The 19,165-nt window shown below is 62.2% G+C and carries 19 protein-coding genes and 1 tRNA gene; 8 read left to right on the plus strand and 12 right to left on the minus strand.

What is annotated here, in order from left to right:
- Nucleotides 1-5 precede the first annotated feature (5 nt).
- The 4 genes from JY96_RS22790 to tyrS all read right to left on the minus strand — a co-directional run bounded on the left by JY96_RS22790 (nucleotide 6) and on the right by tyrS (nucleotide 4,689).
- Nucleotides 6-1,097, minus strand: a complete 1,092-nt coding sequence (locus JY96_RS22790; protein WP_081961096.1) for an OmpW family protein — start codon at nucleotides 1,095-1,097, stop codon at nucleotides 6-8.
- Nucleotides 1,098-1,318: 221 nt separating this feature from the next.
- Nucleotides 1,319-2,062: a PEP-CTERM sorting domain-containing protein gene (locus JY96_RS06760; RefSeq protein ID WP_035036047.1), complete on the minus strand. Its 744-nt coding sequence runs from the start codon at nucleotides 2,060-2,062 to the stop codon at nucleotides 1,319-1,321.
- Between the two features lie 369 nt (nucleotides 2,063-2,431).
- Nucleotides 2,432-3,187 carry a PEP-CTERM sorting domain-containing protein gene (locus JY96_RS06765; RefSeq protein WP_035036050.1) on the minus strand — a complete coding sequence of 252 codons (756 nt, stop codon included), beginning with the start codon at nucleotides 3,185-3,187 and terminating at the stop codon, nucleotides 2,432-2,434.
- 245 nt (nucleotides 3,188-3,432) lie between these two features.
- Nucleotides 3,433-4,689 (minus strand): tyrosine--tRNA ligase, encoded by a 1,257-nt coding sequence (tyrS, locus tag JY96_RS06770; RefSeq protein WP_035036052.1) that lies wholly within the window; start codon nucleotides 4,687-4,689, stop codon nucleotides 3,433-3,435.
- Between the two features lie 170 nt (nucleotides 4,690-4,859).
- On the opposite strand from tyrS, the gene JY96_RS06775 reads away from it, so the two are divergent.
- Nucleotides 4,860-6,263, plus strand: a complete 1,404-nt coding sequence (locus JY96_RS06775; RefSeq protein ID WP_235333870.1) for a M23 family metallopeptidase — start codon at nucleotides 4,860-4,862, stop codon at nucleotides 6,261-6,263.
- The gene (locus JY96_RS06780) at nucleotides 6,260-7,453 is read left to right on the plus strand and encodes an anhydro-N-acetylmuramic acid kinase (RefSeq protein ID WP_081961098.1); all 1,194 of its coding nucleotides are present in this window, start codon (nucleotides 6,260-6,262) and stop codon (nucleotides 7,451-7,453) included. The genes JY96_RS06775 and JY96_RS06780 overlap by 4 nt, the downstream gene beginning before the upstream one ends.
- Nucleotides 7,454-7,487: 34 nt before the next feature.
- Here JY96_RS06780 and erpA read toward each other — a convergent pair whose 3' ends face one another.
- From erpA to argC, 4 genes are all read right to left on the minus strand, one after another.
- Nucleotides 7,488-7,865, minus strand: coding sequence for an iron-sulfur cluster insertion protein ErpA (gene erpA, locus JY96_RS06785; RefSeq protein WP_035036057.1), 378 nt, complete (start codon nucleotides 7,863-7,865; stop codon nucleotides 7,488-7,490).
- A gap of 21 nt (nucleotides 7,866-7,886) precedes the next feature.
- Nucleotides 7,887-8,327, minus strand: coding sequence for a polymer-forming cytoskeletal protein (locus JY96_RS06790; RefSeq protein ID WP_052162224.1), 441 nt, complete (start codon nucleotides 8,325-8,327; stop codon nucleotides 7,887-7,889).
- 128 nt (nucleotides 8,328-8,455) lie between these two features.
- Entirely contained in the window at nucleotides 8,456-9,175 is a 720-nt protein-coding gene (locus tag JY96_RS06795) for a DUF6776 family protein (RefSeq protein ID WP_035036059.1), read from the minus strand.
- Nucleotides 9,175-10,212 (minus strand): N-acetyl-gamma-glutamyl-phosphate reductase, encoded by a 1,038-nt coding sequence (gene argC / locus JY96_RS06800; RefSeq protein WP_035036065.1) that lies wholly within the window; start codon nucleotides 10,210-10,212, stop codon nucleotides 9,175-9,177. Before argC ends, JY96_RS06795 begins: the two co-directional genes overlap by 1 nt.
- Before the next feature lie 267 nt (nucleotides 10,213-10,479).
- Between argC and JY96_RS06805 the strand changes: the two genes are divergently transcribed.
- Complete coding sequence (locus tag JY96_RS06805) at nucleotides 10,480-12,651, plus strand: S8 family peptidase (RefSeq protein WP_161784254.1); 2,172 nt, start codon at nucleotides 10,480-10,482, stop codon at nucleotides 12,649-12,651.
- Nucleotides 12,652-12,802: 151 nt separating this feature from the next.
- On the opposite strand, the gene rpsI is transcribed toward JY96_RS06805, so the two are convergent.
- Nucleotides 12,803-13,195, minus strand: coding sequence for a 30S ribosomal protein S9 (gene rpsI, locus JY96_RS06810; protein WP_035036067.1), 393 nt, complete (start codon nucleotides 13,193-13,195; stop codon nucleotides 12,803-12,805).
- An 11-nt stretch (nucleotides 13,196-13,206) separates the two neighbouring features.
- The gene (rplM, locus tag JY96_RS06815; protein ID WP_035036069.1) at nucleotides 13,207-13,635 is read right to left on the minus strand and encodes a 50S ribosomal protein L13; all 429 of its coding nucleotides are present in this window, start codon (nucleotides 13,633-13,635) and stop codon (nucleotides 13,207-13,209) included.
- A gap of 427 nt (nucleotides 13,636-14,062) precedes the next feature.
- On the opposite strand from rplM, the gene JY96_RS06820 reads away from it, so the two are divergent.
- Both JY96_RS06820 and JY96_RS22055 read left to right on the plus strand, forming a co-directional pair.
- Nucleotides 14,063-14,782, plus strand: a complete 720-nt coding sequence (locus JY96_RS06820; RefSeq protein WP_052162225.1) for a GNAT family N-acetyltransferase — start codon at nucleotides 14,063-14,065, stop codon at nucleotides 14,780-14,782.
- Nucleotides 14,783-14,877: 95 nt separating this feature from the next.
- Nucleotides 14,878-15,621: a DUF2726 domain-containing protein gene (locus JY96_RS22055; RefSeq protein ID WP_052162226.1), complete on the plus strand. Its 744-nt coding sequence runs from the start codon at nucleotides 14,878-14,880 to the stop codon at nucleotides 15,619-15,621.
- 8 nt (nucleotides 15,622-15,629) lie between these two features.
- On the opposite strand, the gene htpG is transcribed toward JY96_RS22055, so the two are convergent.
- Nucleotides 15,630-17,519, minus strand: coding sequence for a molecular chaperone HtpG (gene htpG / locus JY96_RS06830; RefSeq protein WP_035036071.1), 1,890 nt, complete (start codon nucleotides 17,517-17,519; stop codon nucleotides 15,630-15,632).
- A 203-nt stretch (nucleotides 17,520-17,722) separates the two neighbouring features.
- Here htpG and JY96_RS06835 point away from each other — a divergent pair.
- From JY96_RS06835 to JY96_RS23080, 3 genes are all read left to right on the plus strand, one after another.
- Nucleotides 17,723-17,799, plus strand: a tRNA-Met gene (locus JY96_RS06835).
- A 137-nt stretch (nucleotides 17,800-17,936) separates the two neighbouring features.
- Nucleotides 17,937-18,263 carry a hypothetical protein gene (locus JY96_RS06840; protein WP_035036073.1) on the plus strand — a complete coding sequence of 109 codons (327 nt, stop codon included), beginning with the start codon at nucleotides 17,937-17,939 and terminating at the stop codon, nucleotides 18,261-18,263.
- 354 nt (nucleotides 18,264-18,617) lie between these two features.
- Nucleotides 18,618-18,812, plus strand: a complete 195-nt coding sequence (locus tag JY96_RS23080; RefSeq protein WP_152606384.1) for a hypothetical protein — start codon at nucleotides 18,618-18,620, stop codon at nucleotides 18,810-18,812.
- Here the strand turns inward: JY96_RS23080 and JY96_RS06850 are convergent.
- Entirely contained in the window at nucleotides 18,791-19,126 is a 336-nt protein-coding gene (locus JY96_RS06850; RefSeq protein ID WP_035036077.1) for a hypothetical protein, read from the minus strand. The two genes, JY96_RS23080 and JY96_RS06850, sit on opposite strands and share 22 nt — an antisense overlap.
- Nucleotides 19,127-19,165 lie beyond the last annotated feature (39 nt).

A 19,165-nucleotide genomic window follows, 5' to 3' on the forward strand; every position in this document is an offset into this window, starting at 1 on the left:
CACGATCAGAAAGATCGTCCCACGCCAAAGGTAAACAGCGTGTTATCCAAAGTGGTCGACGTCTTCCGCACGTAAGTCCCAAGATTACAGGTACTATTGCCAAATTTCTGCTTAGCGAGGTCGCACATCAAGGCTGTAGTAGACACAGGACTATTTTCGATGGTGTAGGCCAACCTTGGACCGTAATCCTTCAAAACATCAGAGCCGCTCGTAATAGTTGTATTACGAGTAGTCAGCGTCGCATCCGTTTTGTATCGAAGCTTACCGACGCTGATACTAGCATGCCATGATTCATCAATATTAGCCTTCAAGCCCAAGAAAGGCCCCCAACCCAGCACGTTCTCAACCGTAACCGTCGTATCTCCTGCGCTCGCCCCTCCTTGATATGCATTCAAATAATCGGTGGCTCTAGCATCAAAAAACATCGCATAGGAAGCACCAAATCCCAAGAATGGTCGAATTTGATCTTTTGCTGCCCCGAAATATCGCCCCAACACCGCCGTAGGTGGCAACATTTTTAAACTAACGATTTTTTGACCATTGAGGTGATTTGCACCATCACCGTAGATATCAACTTTGAGTGGCGCAGCCAACACATAGGCTTCGAGCACCCAGCTAAGCTCATCATCCAGATAATACCCAACGGAAACGGCTGGGGTACCAACCATGGCTTGCCCGCGCGCCTTGATTCCACAGGGGGTTCCTATCCCACTAGCCTCACAGGTATAGCCCGAGGCAACATCATCAGGAATTGCACCCACTCCAGGAATTTGACTAAACAGACTTGTATTCAGCGTATTAAACTGATTCTTACTAATCCCGTTGCTGGAGGTAAAAGTTGGATTACCCGAACCAAGTCGATTCTTGATTTCATCTGTCGCAACAACGGGGCCCGTTACATCATAAGTATTGCCAGAGGTTGTTTTTACATTCGCGCGGATGTAATTCAACCGGAAAAACATCCGATCACGAACCGAGGGCGACACCTTCGCGAAAATACTGTCCACAGTCTCGGCTTGAGCCGGAGCCACCATCGAAGCCAGCACTGCAGACAAAGCCACCGCGAACCCCGTTCGCGACAAGGCTGAAAATTTCATGTCGTCTCCTCAATTAACCACACCCACCGCGACGGTGGCAACAATTTTGATCAAATAGCCTGGACAGGCGGAATCTGTGACTTTGTACCAGCCGGGCTGCAAAAGTCAATTGATGTAAATATCTAACCACAACACCAAAGAAAAAGCCGCTCGGCGCAGAGCGTGAGCGGCTCTTGACTGAAATCAGGATGCACGAGGTACACCCTGATTCAGACGACCAATTACTTGGCGCGGCGACGAGCCACCAGGCCCATACCAGCCAAGCCCAGGCCCATCAGAGCGTAGCTCGAAGGCTCAGGCACAGCGGTGATCGTGGAAGTGATCGTACCGAAGTCAGTCACGCCCATCAGAGCCGACTTGCCCAGGTTCAGCAGCCCCAGGGACGTCACGAACTTGTTGAAACCGTCGGTGGTGATCGACAGGCCAGTCAGCGTCGTGGTGTAGGTGCCAGCACCAGCAACCGTGGTGTCGCCAGTGATGGAACCGATGTCCCACAGGTAGAAGTTGTTCAGGGTGCCCACGCCGTTGCCGCCGATGATCGTGGCGTAGACCTTCTTGTTGGCCAGGTCAACGTTCAGGTCGGTCACGGTCAGCGAACCGCCGCTGGACACGCTCTTCAGCACAGGAGCGGTCTGGGTAGCGCCACCGGTGGTAGCAGCAGACAGAACGGCGTTCGTGGCGGTGTCGATGGTCAGAGCGGTGATCGGAGCCGAAGCAGAAGCCTCGGTGTAGAAACCGTCAGAGTCCTTCAGAACGGTAGCGGTAGCAGCACCGTAGCCAGCCACGGAAACCTTCCCGGTGTCCAGAGCGCCCAGCAGGTCAGCGCTGAACGACAGCGAGCCAGAACCGGTGAAGGACAGGCCGTTGTAGACCGTGCCCACGGGAACGGTCACGCTGGCGGCGCTGGCAACGCCAACTGCCACAAATGCTGCAGCAGCGACGATGCTCTTCATTGCAAATTTCATGTCTTTTCTCCACTTTAAAGCGGCCCTTTGAAACTTCTCAGCTGTCAGAAGGCATCCGCGTCTTCCTTTGACGAGCACAGACTGGTCTTTCGATGTCTGTTCGTCACAAGCATACCGGGCAATAGTTCACGGACACAACGGCTGTTGCCCCTCAAACACGTACACGAAGGGTCAGGAAAACACCAGTTCCGACCGGATTCCCCCGCATTCGGGTGTAGGGGTTACCCCCGAGACAGGTTGAAATCGCCCCTAGGAGAGAGGGCGTATGCGCGCCAGACTTGTCGCGAAAAAAGCCGCCTGGCCTTTCGACCAGAGCGGCTTGCACATGTAACCCTTTGAGCGGGGTTGGCAACCCCTGATACAGCGCCGTTACTTGCGGCGGCGGGCCACCACACCCATGCCGACCAAGCCAAGCGCCATCAGCGCGTAGGTAGAGGGCTCGGGCACGACCGCGACGTTCTTGGCGACGATCGTGGAGGTGATGGTGCCGAAGTCCGTCACGCCAGACAGGGCGCTCTTGCCCAGGTTCAGCAGCCCCAGAGATTGCACAAAGGTGTTGAAGCCCGCCGAGGTGATGGAAAGGCCGGTCATCGTGGTGGTGAACGAACCCGCGCCAGTGACACTGGTGGCGCCGGTGATGCTGCCGATGTCCCACAGGTAGAAGTTGTTCAGGGTACCCACGCCGTTGCCGCCGATGATGGTGGCGTAGACCTTCTTGTTGGCCAGGTCGACGTTCAGGTCGGTCACGGTCAGCGAGCCGCCGCTGGACACGCTCTTGAGCACGGGGGCGGTCTGGGTGGCGCCGCCAGAGGTGGCCGCACTCATCACGTTATAGGTCGAGGAGTCGATGGTCAGGGCGGTGATCGGTGCCGCAGCCGAAACCTGGGTGTAATAGCCATCGGAGTCCTTGGTCACGGTGGCAGTAGCCGCACCGTAGCCGGCAACGGAGACCTTGCCGGTGTCCAGCGCGCCCAGCAGGTCAGCGCTGAAGGACAAGGAGCCCGCCCCCGAAAAGCTCAGGCCGTTGTAGGCCGTGTTGGCGGGGACGGTCACGCTGGCGGCGCTGGCCATGCCGGCTGCAACGAAGGCGGTGGCGGCGACGATACTCTTCAAGGCAAATTTCATATTGATCTCCACTCAGGGTAACGGACCTTTTGCAACACAAACTGGCTTGCAATCAACTGGCGTCCGGTAACTTCCTTTGACTGCATCGATCTTTCGATCTCTGTTGTTACGAAGCTTATCGGCCGCTCAGATGGGGCACAACGGTGGGTCGCTCTACCTGGTGTGAACTAATGCGCAGGGTCGCCAAAGAGTGGGGAACTCACCCCCTTGTTCAGGTGGGGGGGTTACCCCCGAGATGGGTGAAATCAGCCCTGCAAGGTCACTTTGGCAAATTTGCGTTTGCCGACCTGCACGACGCAAACGCCCTGCCCCAGCTTGAGGCCGCGGTCGCTGACGGGCGTGCCGTCGATGCGCACGCCACCCTGGTCGATCATGCGCAGCGCTTCGCTGGTGGAAGGCACCAGGCCCGCCTGCTTGAGCAACTGGCCAATGGCCAGCCCGCCCTCGGGCAAGGTCAGCGTCACTTCAGGAATGTCGTCGGGCACGCCACCCTTGGATCGGTTGACGAAATCCACCAGCGCGTCTTCAGAGGCCTGCACGCTGTGGAAGCGCGCCACGATTTCCTGGCCCAGCATGACCTTGGCGTCGCGCGGGTTGCGGCCAGCCGCGCATTCGGCCTTGAGGCGCGCGATGTCATCCATGGGGCGGAAGCTCAGCAGGGTGAAGTACTTCCACATCAGGTCGTCGCTGATGCTCATGAGCTTGCCGAACATCTCGTTGGGCGCTTCGCTGATGCCGATGTAGTTGTTCTTGGACTTGGACATCTTCTCGACGCCGTCCAGGCCTTCCAGCAAGGGCATGGTCAGGATGCACTGGGGCTCCTGGCCATACTCGGCCTGCAGATGGCGCCCCATCAGCAGGTTGAACTTCTGGTCGGTGCCGCCCAGCTCCAGGTCGGACTTGAGCGCGACCGAGTCATAGCCCTGCATCAGCGGGTAGAGGAACTCGTGCACGCTGATCGAGGTCCCGGCATGGAAGCGGTCATGGAAGTCGTTGCGCTCCATCATGCGGGCCACGGTGTAGCGGCTGGCGAGCTGGATCATGCCGCGCGCGCCCAGGGCATCGCACCATTCGCTGTTGTAGCGAATCTCGGTCTTGCCCGGGTCCAGCACCAGACTGGCCTGCTTGTAATAGGTCTCGGCGTTGAGCTTGATCTGTTCGGCGGTGAGCGGTGGGCGCGTGGTGTTGCGGCCGGAGGGGTCGCCGATCAGCGATGTGAAATCGCCGATCAAGAAAATCACGGTATGACCGATATCCTGCAATTGGCGCAGTTTGTTGAGCACGACCGTGTGGCCCAGGTGGATGTCCGGGGCGGTAGGGTCCAGGCCCAGCTTGATGCGCAACGGGACGCCAGTGGCTTCTGACCGAGCCAGCTTCTTGATCCAGTCGCCTTCGGGCAGCAGTTCGTCAACCCCACGTCGGGTGACCGCCAGGGCCTCGTGCACACGGTCGGTGACAGGGTGTTCTGGCTGGTTTTGCGGGGCTTTTTCGGTATGAGACATGGGGGACCAATGGGTGAAAATCAGCATGAGGACCACCCTATTCCGGGGGATATACTCCGGAGATTGTGGGCGCCCAGGCGTGTGCCATGTGTGCAACGCGGGCTGATTTTAGGGGCAGCTTTCCCCCGCCACCGCATCTGGATGGGATTTCAGTTTTGACAGCAACTAACTTGCTTGAGGCATTGCAGGCCGGCGCGCAGTCTTTTCAAGCCGCCGCTCACCGTCACCCCCGCCGCGTCAGCGCCGCCGTGGTGGCCCTTCTGGCCGGTTCGGCCGTTGCGGCGTTTGGTGTGGCCCCGCTGACAGCCCTCCCCCAAGGTGCGCAACCTCAGATTGCGCAGATCCATGAAACCGTCGCCGTGCCGGAGCTGCCTGTTCAGCTGTCGAACCTGGATGCCCAGACGCTGACGCTGTACCGCAGCGACGTGACGCGCCCGGCGGACACGGTGGACAGCCTGCTGGCCCGCCTGGGTGTGGACGACATGGACACGGCCCAGTTCATCCGCAATGACCCGGTGGCCGGCACCATCCTGCAGGGCCGCACCGGCAAGTCGGTCAAGGCTTCGGTGGAAGATGGCCAGTTGCAGGAATTGATCGTGCGCGGCCCAGCCGACTCGGTCAATGACCTGGACACCCACTTCAGTCGCCTGACCATCACGCGCGTGAAGGCCCAGGGCAACAGCCCGGCCCGCTGGGATGTGCGCAAGGAACTGGTGCCCCTGGAGACCGTGCCGCAACTGGCTTCGGGCACCATCCAGTCCTCCCTGTACGCCGCCGCTGACGACGCACATGTGCCCGATGGCGTCACCAACCAGCTGGCTGAAATCTTCGGCAACGACATCGATTTCCGCCGCGAATTGCGCAAGGGCGATGCCTTCAGCGTGCTGTACGAGGCCCACACGGCCGATGGCGAACCCATCACCTGGGGCGGCTCGGCTGGCCGTGTGCTGGCAGCGCGCTTCATCAACCAGGACAAGACCCACGACGCCATCTGGTTCCAGGAGCCTGGCAAGAAAGGCGCTTACTACGACCTCAATGGCCGCAGCAAGATTCGCTCTTTCCTGGCTTCGCCGCTGGCCTTCTCGCGGGTGACATCGGGCTTTGCCATGCGCTTCCACCCGATCCTGCAGAAATGGCGCGCGCACCTGGGCGTGGACTTTGGCGCGCCCACCGGCACGCCGGTTCGCACCGTGGGTGATGGCGTGGTGAGCTTTGCCGGCCAGCAAAACGGTTATGGCAATGTGATTCAGATCCAGCACAGCGGCAACCGCATGACGGTGTACGCACACTTGAGCCGCATCGACGTCCGCAAGGGCCAGCACGTGGAGCAAGGTGCACGCATCGGTGCTGTGGGCGCCACGGGCTGGGCAACCGGCCCGCATCTGCACTTCGAGTTCAAGCTCAGTGGCCACCAGGTGGACCCGATGACGATCGCGCGTGCCTCTGACAGCCAGGTGCTGTCGCCGCAGGCACTGGCCCAGTTCCGCCAGCGCACGGTCGACGTGGCCCAGACCATACAGGCCGCAGGCCAATGGCAGACCGCTGGCGCACAGTCCGGCCCGCGATTCGAATGAGCACGTCCACCGACGTGTTGACGCAGGGGTTGAACCTCAACCCCTCGGCCCGCCCCGGCGGGCTTTTTTCTGAGCTGTACATCGGGCTGATGTCGGGCACTTCGCTCGATGGGGTGGATGGCGTGCTGCTGCAGCGCGAGCAAGACAGCTGGCGGATGCTGGCGCATGCCCACCGCCCCCTGCCGCCCACGCTGCGCCAGGCGCTGCTGGAACTGAACACACCCGGCGAAGATGAACTGCACCGCAGTGCCGTGGCTTCGCAGGCGCTGGCGGTGCTGTACGCCACCGTGGTGCAGGCCATCTGCTCGGCAGCCGATGTGCTGCCAAGCGAAGTGCAGGCCATTGGCGCCCATGGGCAGACCGTGCGCCACCGGCCCGACCTGGGCTACACCATCCAGCTCAACCACCCCGCCCTGCTGGCCGAGATGACCGGCATCGACGTGGTGTCCGACTTCCGCAGCCGCGATGTGGCGGCTGGCGGCCAGGGTGCGCCGCTGGTGCCGGCCTTTCACCAGGCCATCTTCGGTGCGCCGGACCAGACCGTCGCCGTGCTCAATATCGGCGGCATGGCCAACCTGAGCATCCTGCGCCCAGACCAAGTTCCGCTGGGCTTTGATTGCGGCCCCGGCAACGCCCTGCTGGACATGTGGTGCCAATGGCAGACGGGCCACGCCTATGACGCCAACGGCGAGTTTGGCGCCATGGGCAACGTGATGGAAGACTGGCTGGGTGACGCCCTGCAAGAGCCCTTCTTCGGCCTGCCCCCACCGAAAAGCACCGGGCGAGATCTGTTCAATGCCGAGTGGCTCAACCGCTGGCTGGCGCCGCACGGCTTGACCGATGGCCCGCTGGCCGACGCAGACCTTGCCCGCGATGTGCAAGCCACCTTGTGCGAGCTGACGGCACGCAGCGCCGCCATGGCCTTGCGTGAACACGCGCCAGACGCAGCGGAAGTGGTGGTGTGCGGGGGAGGTGCCCTCAACGGCGACCTGATGCGGCGCCTGGGCGAACAACTACCGGGGGTGCGCGTGGGCAGATCAGATGCCCACGGCCTGGATGTGATGCAGGTCGAGGCCGCGGCTTTCGCCTGGCTGGCCTGGACCCATGTCAACCGACTGGCCGGCAATGTGCCAGCCGTCACCGGGGCGCGAGGGCCCCGTGTGCTGGGCGCGCTTTACCCGGCCCGCTAGATGACAAGTTCAGGCTGTACAGCCTGACGCTCGATCAGACCGAGAAGCTGGAGCCGCAGCCGCAGGTGGTCTGGGCGTTCGGGTTGCGGATCACGAACTGGGCACCTTCGAGGTCGTCCTTGTAGTCGATCTCGGCGCCGACCAGGTACTGCAGGCTCATGGCGTCGATCAACAGCGTGACACCGTTCTTTTCCATCTTGGTGTCGTCTTCGTTGGTCAACTCGTCGAAGGTGAAACCGTACTGGAAGCCCGAGCAGCCGCCACCTTGCACGAACACGCGCAGCTTCAGGTCCGGGTTGCCTTCTTCGGCGACCAGTTCGGCCACCTTGGACGCCGCAGCGTCGGTGAAGATGATGGGCGCCGGAACGTCTGCAGCAAAGGTGTCAGCAGGGGCTTGGGCAACTACGGTCATGTGAATCTCCGGGATCAAAAATCAATTCTTTTGCGACTGCGCGATGACAGGTTGCACCGTGGTCACGCCGCTGTTCGAGCTGGCTGCCAATTTAAGTGCAGGTTTGTCTTCGGTTTTCAAGGGGCGCAGTTCGCCGTCAATCGTGGCGCCCTGGTGCATTTCCAGGGCTTCGTAGCGCACATCACCCACGATGCGCGCCTTGGGTTGCAATTCGAGCAGGTCTTCGGCCATCACAGGGCCTTCGATCAGCCCATTAATGATGACATGCCCCGCCCTGACCTTGCCATGGACACGGGCTTTTTCGCTGATGACCAGCAGGGAGCGGGCGTCGCCCGTGGAGGTCACGTTACCCTGGACTTCGCCGTCAATGCGCAGGCCATCGCTGAAGCGGATCTCGCCCGAGATCACGGTGCCTTCGCCGATCAGGGTGCGAATGGGAGGGGTTTTCTTCCAGCCGAACATCACGGGTTCCTCATCAAAAGGGGGTGGGCGAGGGGCCCGAGGTTACACGGTTGCCCGCGCAGGTCAATGCCTCACGCGGAGGTTTTTCACAGTATGAAGCAGCTTCAAGCCTCTTGCGTTCATTGCGTTCAAAGTGCCTGAACTTGCCCTGCGCGAACCTGGCCGGCCTCATCCAGCACGCGCACCTGCACCTGCCTGACCACGCTGTTGGCGGGCAGGCTCAACTGGTCTTCGACGCGGCGGTACTGCTTGAAAGCCAAAGCCTGCGTGAAGGCCGGCGCGCTATCGGCCCAGGGGCGCCCATCACGCGTGCCGCTGAGCAGCAACTCGACGCGCCCCTTGAACTCAGGCTGGTTGCGCCCGCCCTGCTGCATGATCAGCAACTGGAAACGAAGCTGCCCGGGCGCAGAGGTTTCGACCTGCAAGCCTCGCACAGACAGGCCGTTGCCACTGGCCGGCAGCAGGCGCTCAAAAAAGCCCAGGTCATCCTTGAGTGCGAGGTTCTCGGTTTCGAGTGACTTGACCTGTTCGGCCAGGCGTTGCTGGGTCACGCGCTCGGCCTTGAGCAGGCTGTCCGCAGAATTGGCCACGGCCTGCGCCGCATCGCGGTCACGCTTTGCATCATCGAGTTGCTGGCGCAGCTGCACCACCTGATCCGCCGACTTGCGACCATCCTGATTGAGCCCGGCGATGTTGCGGCCGAACTCGAAAGCCCACAAGGCCAGCGCGGCAGAGAAACCCAGCATCAACGCCGCCACGGCCCAGCGCAAAGGCCAGGCCATGTGGCTGCGCACCGCCATGCGCGGCGACGCGATCGACAGGCGCCGCCGGATCAGCCGCCAGCGCATCAGGGCAGAACCGGAACCAGATCCAGCCCCATCTGCTCATCCAGGCCAAACATCAGGTTCATGCACTGCACGGCCTGGCCCGAGGCGCCCTTGGTGAGGTTGTCTTCCACCACCAGCACCATGACGGTGTCGGGCTCGGGCTTGTGTACCGCGATGCGCACGGTATTGCTGGCGCGCACGCTGCGGGTTTCGGGTGCACTACCGGCCGGCAGCACGTCCACAAAGCGCTCACCCTTGTAGTGGGCTTCGAAAATCGCCTGAAGATCAGCCGCCTGCCCCTCGGGCGTGAGTCGGCCGTACAGCGTGGAGTGGATACCGCGGATGATGGGCAGCAGGTGTGGCACAAACAGGCAGTTGACCGAGCTGTCGCCCGCGATGGCGCGCAACTGCTGGTTGATCTCGGGGCCATGGCGGTGGCCCTTGACACCATAGGCCTTGAAGTTGTCCGACGCTTCGGCCAGCAAGGTGTGCACCTCGGCCTTGCGGCCCGCGCCCGACACGCCCGAAGCGCAGTTGGCGATCAGGTGCGTGGGCTCGACCAGTTTGTGCTTGAGCAACGGCGCCAGACCCAGCTGCACCGAGGTGGGGTAACAGCCCGGGTTGCCGATGATGCGGGCCTTCTTGATGGCTTCGCGGTTGAGCTCGGGCAGGCCATACACGGCCTCTTCCAGCAGGTCGGGGCAGCTGTGAGGCATGCCGTACCACTGCTCGAACACGGCGGTGTCCTTCAGGCGGAAGTCTGCGGCCAGGTCGATCACCTTGACACCGGCATTGAGCAGCTCGCGTGCCTGGGCCATGGCGACACCATGCGGCGTCGCGAAGAAGACGACATTGCACTCGGTGAGCTTGGCATCGTCAGGCGTCACGAAGGCCAGGTCGACATGGCCTCGCAGGCTGGGGTACATGTCCGCCACGGGCATGCCAGCTTCCTTGCGAGAGGTAATGGCCTGCAACTGGACCTGGGGGTGCCGGGCCAGCAAGCGCAGCAATTCCACACCGGTATAGCCCGTGCCACCCACGATGCCGACTTTGATCATCTGAAATCCTCTTGGTACGTCCCGATCGGGGAAAGCCGCCATTTTAGGGATGCGCGGCGGCTTCTCGCCCGATCCTGGGCCTGATCCATGTAACTGCCATGGAAAGACCAGCTTGTTTGCCCGCTCAGTTGTGACATCGATCACAAAGTGTCGTGCAGTGTGCATTCCTTCACGTCAATTGATCAAGTTCCGCTTCCGACATCCGAAACCATGGCAGCCACGGGATCGGTGGCCCCTTCTCCACCGTCATCAACTTCGCTGTCGGCCATGCGCAAACTTCACCACCTCTTCCTCATGACGGCACTGGCCAGTGCGTGCCAACTGACTGCCGCCCAAACCTTTGCGCCAACGACGAGCGAATACAACTGGTCCACCACGGTGAACCAGCTGGGCATGCGCAACATCCACAACCAGGGCATCCTGGGTGAAGGGGTGATCGTGGCCATGCTGGATACCGGCCTGAACCTGGCCAACCCCGAATTCAGCAACAACAGCCGCATCCTGCGCGGCTACAACGCGGTGGACGGCAGCAGCGACATCGCCGACAACCTCAACCACGGCACGCACACCACGGGCATCCTGGCTGCACCGGGCAATGGCACCGGCATGTACGGCGTGGCGCCGGAAGCCAGCGTGCTGATGATCAAGGTGTTCAACGGTGGCACGGCTGCCGCCTCCGCCATCAACCGCGGCATTGACTATGCGGCCGCCAATGGCGCGCGCGTGATCAACCTCAGCCTGGGGGCCACCAGCCCCACGGGTGATGCCTCCTTGCGCGCCGTGGCCGCTGCCAACAATGCCGTGATGGTGGTCGCCGCTGGCAATGACAGCGCCAGCAACCCCAACTGGCCCAGCCGCTATGCCAAGGAAAGCTGGACCAACGGCACCATGATCGTCGTAGGCGCGGTGGATGCCAACAAGCGCCTGGCGTCGTTCTCGAACAAGGCGGGCGACACGGCCCAGTTCTACCTGGTCGCGCCCGGCGTCAACATCATCTCGTCGTACGGCACGGGCTACGCCTACCTGACAGGCACCTCCATGGCCGCACCAGCCGTATCGGGCGCGGCAGCCTTGATCACGGGCTACTGGCCGTACCTGCGCGCCAGCCAGGTCGCGGCCATCATGCTCAACACGGCAGACGACCTGGGTGCGCCCGGCGTGGACGCGGTCTACGGCCGCGGCATGCTCAATGTGAACCGGGCGCTCTCGCCCATTGGGAGCTACACCTACCGCACCGCCAATGGCGGCCGCACGACGGTGTCTCTGAACACATCAGGCGTGATGAGCACGCGCCCCAGCGTGAGCACCCCATCGGCCTTCCAGGGACTCAAGACCGAGGTGTTCGACGAATACGGCCGCAACTACACCAGCGATGAAGGCGCGGCCCTGAGCGGGCGCAGCGTGATGACGCTCAACAGCGTGCTGGGCCGCCCCGACCGCATGCTGGATGCCGCCGAGCAGGTGCTGAGTTCAGGCAGCAGGTTGACCCGGCTGCAATCGCGCCAGACCGAGGTGCAGCAATCGCTGCGGGTGAGCGCCCACAACCAGAGCGGCGAGCCCTGGAACCACGTGCAACACGCGGATGCCTCTGTGGTGATGCTGCGCCAGGCCTCTGGCCTGACGTTCAGCGCAGGCGACGGCGGGCTGTCCGGCATGAGCCTGGGCTTGATGGGCTCCAGCCTGGCCTCGCGACTGAGTGGCACCGACAGCGCGCTGGGCAACCCCTTGCTGGGCTTTGCGCCCAGCCACCAGTTCGCGGCCATGGCCATGCCTTTGGGCCGCCACTGGACGGGCCGCGTGGCAGCTGCGCGCTCCAAGGCTTATGACGCGGCTGCAGGTGATGTGAACCTGGTGGAGCTGAGCTACGAGAACGGCACGCAGGCCTTGAACGTCTCGGCCGGGCAGTTGACAGAACAAGGCATGCTGGGCGGCTACTCGAAGCGCCAGCTGGGCCTGAACCAGCAGACGGGCACCAACGGCATCACCGTGAGTGGCGCCTGGGCCTTGAATGCCAAGTGGATGTTGACTGGCGCCGTGAGCCGCACCCACACAGGCGCCCCCAGCGCCAGCGGCATGCTGATGGCCGGCACCGATGTGCGCGCAGATGGCTATGGCATCGGCCTGGTCCGCCAGGACAACTGGCGCGCCGATGACCGACTGAGCTTCACCCTGAACGCCCCCTTGCGCGCGCGCAGCGGCACCCTGACCTACAGCGTGGTCACGGGCGTGAATGAAGCCACGGGTGACCCCGTGTACGGCACCCATACCGTGAACCTGTCGCCCACCGCACGCGAGTGGACCGCCGAAACACGCTATGTGACCCGCCTGAGCGCCAGCACCTCGGTGAGCGCCGTGGCCGCCTTGCGCGTGCACCCGGATCACGATGGCAGCGCGCCTTCGCAGCTGGCGATGGGCGTGCGCTTCAATCAGGCTTTCTGAGAGGCTTCCTGAGCGCCGCCCAAGAGCACTGCCCAAACAAGGCGCCGCAAAAACAAAGCCCACCAAAGCAAAAGCCCGCCAGGCAATGCCGAGGCGGGCTTTTTGCTCGGGCAGCCGGTGCACAAACACCGGCCAGCCAGAACGAGAAGGATCAGCGCTTGCTGAACTGCTTCCTGCGACGAGCGCCGTGCAGACCGACCTTCTTACGTTCGACCTCACGGGCATCGCGGGTCACGAAACCAGCGCGGCTCAGTTCGGGCTTCAACGCAGCGTCGAAGTCGATCAGAGCGCGGGTCACGCCGTGGCGCACAGCGCCAGCTTGACCGGATTCGCCACCACCGTGCACGTTGACCTTGACGTCGAAAGCTTCGACGTTGTTGGTCAGCACCAGAGGTTGCTTGACGACCATGATCGAGGTTTGACGGCCGAAATATTGTTCGACAGGCTTACCGTTGACGATGATCTGGCCAGTGCCCTTCTTGATGAAGACGCGAGCGACGGACGACTTGCGACGGCCGGTGCCATAGTTCCAGTTACCAATCATATGGCCGCTCCTTAGATTTCCAGGGCCTTGGGCTGCTGGGCGGCGTGCGGATGCTCGCTACCTGCGTAGACCTTCAGCTTCTTGATCATGGCGTAGCCCAGGGGACCCTTGGGCAGCATGCCCTTGACGGCCTTTTCGATGGCGCGGCCAGGGTGCTTGGCTTGCATGTCCTTGAACTTCGTGGCGTAGATGCCGCCGGGGAAGCCCGAGTGACGGTAGTAAACCTTGTCGTTGGCTTTGGTGCCAGTGACGCGAATCTTGTCTGCGTTGACGATGACGATGAAATCGCCGGTGTCTACGTGAGGCGTGTAGATGGCCTTGTGTTTTCCACGCAGACGGAGAGCAACTTCGCTGGCTACTCGTCCGAGCACCTTATCGGTGGCGTCGATCACAAACCACTCGTGCACTACCTCGGCCGGTTTGGCGCTGAAGGTCTTCATGAGATTTCCTAAGTGGTAAAAGCTGGTTGACTGCTGACTTTGGTGCCACTTCTTAGGATGTGGTGGCCTCTCAGGCAACAGGGCCCTGATCACGCATCACCTGCAAAAATAACGCAGGCTCTACCGCAAACCGCCCCGGGCAGCGCTACAAGCGCAACCCTCCCGGCAACCATGTCGGGAATCCGCGAGTATAGCCGGCTTTCGGCGCAGGCTGCAAGAGGGCCAGGCCGGCAGCACAAAGTTACAGCGCCCGTGCAAGAGTTGACGCACATCAGACCTGCAAAGACCACAGGCTTTCACTTGCCTGTATAGTGGCCGAAATTAAGTAGTAACCCTAGGTTTGTACGCTTACTCTTGCATTTGCCTGACAAGGCGCTCGCGCATACTGAAAAAAGACCATCGCTGAGGGTTCGGAAAGGGGTCAGACATGACCGCAGTGAAGCCACATGATCAACATCCAGACAGGTTCGGCCTGAGCGCCAAGGATCTGGCCATCCGCCCGCAGGGAACGCCGCAACCCAAGGCCAGCGCGCCCGAGGGCTGGATCCCCATCCGCGACCTGCATGCGCGGCACCGCCACCGCATCCTGGATCACCTGCTGCACCTGGACGAGCACGACCGCTACCTGCGCTTTGGCTCGCCGGTGACATCCGACCAGCTCCACAAGTACGTGGCCTCGATCGACTTCAAGCGCGACGAGGTGTTTGGCATCTTCAACCGCAAGCTGCAACTGGTGGCCGTGGCGCACCTGGCCGCCATGCCGGGCAAAGGCCCGAACGGTGATAACTCCTCCCGGGGCCGTGCCATGGAATTTGGCGTGTCGGTGCTGCCCGAAGGGCGTGGCCGAGGCCTGGGCATGCGCCTGTTCATGCACGCCATCACCCACGCGCGCAACCAGCATGCCAGCCACATGATGATCCATGCGCTGACCGAGAACGCGCCCATGCTGCGCATTGCCGCCAAGGCCGGCGCCATCGTGGAACGCGACGGCCCGGATGCCGAAGCCTGGCTGAAACTGCCGCCCGATACCGTGGGCACGCACCTGGACAGCTCGCTGCAATCCCTGGCTGCAGAAGTGATCTACCGCGTTAAATACCGCGTGATGCACATCAGCGACTGGGTGAAGATGCTGATCGCGCCAAACTAACGACCCTGCGAGCCCCCTGATCAAGCCCCCTCCGCCTGGGGATTGTTTTCGTGACAAAACCCCGTAACATCCCCAACACTTGTTTAGGGGGTGACATGGGGTCCGATCCGATCTTCTGGGGCATTGTGCTGTCCGCCCTGGCTGGCGGCATCTTTCTGGGCCGCGCCTGGCAGCAGTTCGCCACCCGCGCTGCACGCCGCCGCTGGCCAGCACGATGGAACCTGAACGCCAGGCCGCTGTTCAGCGTGCATGAGCGTGCGCTTTACCGCGAATTGCGTGCGGCCTTGCCCAACCACGTCATTCTGGCCAAGGTCAGCCTGCTGCGTTTTTGCCAGTCTGCCGACACCAGTGACGCCAAGGCCTGGTACGACCGGCTGCAGGCCTTGCACGTGTCCATGGCCGTGTGCTCGCCCAACGGGGTGGTCGTGTCGGTCATCGACATTGAAACCAACCCCGGCAAGGCCACCCGCAAATCCCAGAAGCTCAAGGAAGCCGTGCTGGACGCCTGCCGCGTGCGTTATGTGCGCTGCCTGCCCGGGCAATGGCCCGCTGCCCACCTGATGGCAGGCTGGGCCCTCGGGCCCATGGGCACCAGCGCCGAACAAGCCCAGTTTTCGCCAGAGCGCCTGCACGATGCGGGAGATCAGCTTGCCCGCAAGCTGAGGGAGCGTCGCGCGGAACGGGCCGCACGCTGGGCAGAGTCCAGCTTTGCGCAGGACTCGTTCTTTGCCATGGACAGCCGCTTTGACGGCATCACGCACGCCGCATCTTCGGAGGATGAGGCCAGCAAGGCCGAGGGCGTGGGCCACCACCCCAAGATGGCCCACCAGCGCGGTTGATGCCCTGATCAGACTGCCGCGGTCACCAGCAAGGCATTGACGCGGCGCACGTAAGCGGCCGGGTCTTCCAGCTGCCCACCTTCGGCCAGCAGGGCCTGGTCGAACAGGATGTGGGCCAGGTCATCAAAGTGCTCGCTGGTATCCAGCTTCTTGACCAGGGCGTGCTCGGGGTTGATCTCCAGCGTGGGCTTGGTCTCGGGTGCGTTCTGGCCGGCTTGCTTGAGCAGGCGCGCCAGGTGGCCAGAGACATCGCCCTCGCCGGTGACCAGGCAAGCCGGTGAATCCACCAGGCGCGTGGTGACGCGCACTTCCTTGGCCACGTCCTTGAGCGAAGCCTGCAGGCGCTCCAGCAGGGGCTTGAGGTGCTCGGCGGCTTCTTCGGCCTTCTTCTTTTCGGCTTCGTCTTGCAGCTTGCCCAGGTCCACGGCGCCCTTGGCCACGCTTTGCAGCGGCTTGCCTTCGAACTCGTACAGGTGCGACAGCAGCCACTCGTCGACGCGGTCGGTCAGCAGCAGCACCTCGATGCCCTTCTTCTTGAAGATCTCAAGCTGCGGGCTGTTCTTGGCGGCGGCCAGTGAATCGGCCGTGATCACGTAGATGGCCTCCTGGCCTTCCTTCATGCGGCTGACGTAATCGGCCAGGGACACGTTCTCGTCGGCATGCGTGGAGGCAAAGCGGAACAGCTTGGCCAGGCGCTCGCGGTTGGCGAAGTCCTCACCGATGCCTTCTTTCAGCACCGTGCCGAACTCCTTCCAGAACGCGGCGTACTTGTCGCGCATGGCGGCATCATCGTTGTGGGCCATGTCTTCCAGCATGGACAGGATGCGCTTGGTGCAACCCTCGCGGATGGCCTTGACGTCGCGGCTCTCTTGCAGGATCTCGCGGCTGACGTTCAGGGGCAGGTCCGCACTGTCGACCACGCCCTTGACGAAGCGCAGGTAGCTGGGCAGCAGGGCCTCGGCATCGTCCATGATGAAGACGCGCTTGACGTAGAGCTTGAGACCACCGCGCTTGTCGCGGTTCCACAGGTCATAGGGCGCCTTGGCGGGCACGTACAGCAGTTGCGTGTATTCGCTGCGGCCTTCGACGCGGTTGTGCGTGTAGGCCAGCGGGGCTTCGCTGTCGTGGCTGATCTGCTTGTAGAACTCGTTGTACTGCTCCTCAGAAATGTCGCTCTTGGAACGGCTCCACAGGGCGGCGGCCTGGTTGACGGTTTCCCACTCGTCCTTGGTGACTTGCTCGCCCTTCTCTGCGTCCCACTCTTCCTTCTGCATCAGGATGGGCAGGGAGATGTGGTCGGAGTATTTGCCGATGATGCTGCGCAGCTTCCAGTTCGAGAGGAACTCTTCTTCGCCGTCGCGCAGGTGCAGGATGATGTCGGTGCCGCGGGTGGGCTTGTCGATGGCGTCGACCTCGAAGTCACCCGTGCCCTCGCTGCTCCAGCGCACGCCTTCGCTGGCGGGCAGGCCGGCGCGACGGGATTCCACGGTGATGCGGTCGGCCACGATGTAGCCGCTGTAGAAGCCCACGCCGAACTGGCCGATGAGCTGGGCGTCCTTCTGCTGATCGCCCGAGAGGCGGCCCATGAACTCCTTGGTGCCCGACTTGGCGATGGTGCCCAGGTGGTCAATGGCCTCGGCGGCACTCATGCCGATCCCGTTGTCGCGGATGGTCAGCGTCTTGTTGGCCTTGTCGACCAGGATGCGCACTTCCAGATTGGGGGCATCCTCATACAGGCCGCTGTTGTCCAGCGCTTCAAAGCGCAGCTTGTCACAGGCGTCCGAGGCATTGGAGATCAGCTCGCGCAGGAAGATTTCCTTGTTGGAGTACAGCGAGTGCGTCACGAGGTGCAGCAGTTGCTTGACCTCGGCCTGGAAGGTGTGGGTTTGCTTGGTCATGGCGTGTTCTTTTGGCAAACGTTGGGTTGCAGTGAAAAGGTGGCTTTTGGAAAACACACAGGCCCGCGCGGAGGCCGCGTCAGGGCAGCGCCTGACATGTGGGGGACATCGTGCACGATTTCAAGAGGTGGGCCGGTTTGATTGAATTTTTTTGCCCGGGCTTGCACAAGGCCAAAAATCTGTCATAGAATCTTGGTCTCGATGGCGCTTTAGCTCAGCCGGTTAGAGCGACGGAATCATAATCCGCAGGTCCGGGGTTCGAATCCCTGAAGCGCCACCAGAATAAAGCCTTGTGCATCAAGCACTTAGGCGCAGAAGCCACCCACAGGGTGGCTTTTTGTTTTGTGGCTACACAGCGTCATGTAGCCACCATGTAGCCATAAGAACAGGGTTTTGCACTGAACATGGGAATGAACCTTGAAGGCCCGAAAGACCAACAACGAACAGATCACGCTTGGCGATGGCTGGCGCAAGTTTGCATTTGAACGCCTTGACCTTGAGTACCTGGGCGTCATCCGGCGCGGCATCGAAATCGGCGCGCTGGCCAAAGACGAGGGCGGCGCGTTCCTGCAGGTGAATGGCGACATGCGCCAACCCCTCAACACCAGCAGGATTCAGGCACTGCTGCGTTCAGCCAGGCCCGACATCCGTTCGGCGCCCATCGCGCGCCAGCCATCAGCAGAACAGCGGTCAGCCGTCGTGGTCACCGTAAAACCCAAGCGACGCACCATTGTCAGAGCCTGAAGCGTGCACGGCGCGCGCGCTCTGGTGCTTCACATCAAAACGTAAGGCCGAATTCAGCGACTAACCATCGCCCACAGCACTTGGCTGGTTGTCGTCAGTTGTATTGACCCAGTGAATCCTGTTCAGGTGTTCACGTTGAAAGAAACGACGATGCCCAGCTTCGCGCTCAAGTGCAGCGGCGGCCTTGCCGATGTCTCAGGGATGCCTGATCGTCATCCCCTTCATCCCGGCCACACCAGCACGCACGCAACGACCCACGCACCATCTGGCAATAGGAAAACAGCCCAACCAGATGACACGCAATGGCGCGCCGCCGCAGAAGAAGGCGCGAGGCTGGCCGCAAAGCAGTGGCAAGTGCCGCTCGACCACATCACCGAGATCGCCTTGTCAGACGCCGAGGGGCCTTGCTATCTGTTCAAGGTGCTTTACACCGATCGGCACGGCCAGCGGCGCACGGCCGCCGTGCGCATGCCCAAGCAGGTGACGTACACCAGCCCGCTGTCGATGGCGTCCATGCTGGGTGCGCGTCAGGCCTGCCACACGCCATAACCCTCTTCGCGCAGGCCGATGGCCAGCTCGACCTCCATGTCCCGGGCGGCTTCATAGGGCATGGGGTTGAAGACCTCGTACAGGTGCGGCAGCAGGCGCATGCCATACCGAGTCACGAAACGGTTGGACTGGATGCCCGCCTTGTGCCGGTCAAAACGAAGGTCCGGTTCGAGCCCTGTCATGCCCACGTACACAAAGGGCTTGCCCAGCTGGTAATCGGGGTTGGCCTTGCGAAAGCTGGGTTCGTTCCACACCTGGTCGACCAACTCGACAACGTAGACGTGGTGATGGTGTCGGGCTTTGCGGGGCGGCATGAGGTGCGGTGATCCAACGAAGGCGGTGCGGGCTGCCCG

Source organism: Aquabacterium sp. NJ1 (assembly GCF_000768065.1).
Lineage (GTDB): Bacteria > Pseudomonadota > Gammaproteobacteria > Burkholderiales > Burkholderiaceae_C > Aquabacterium.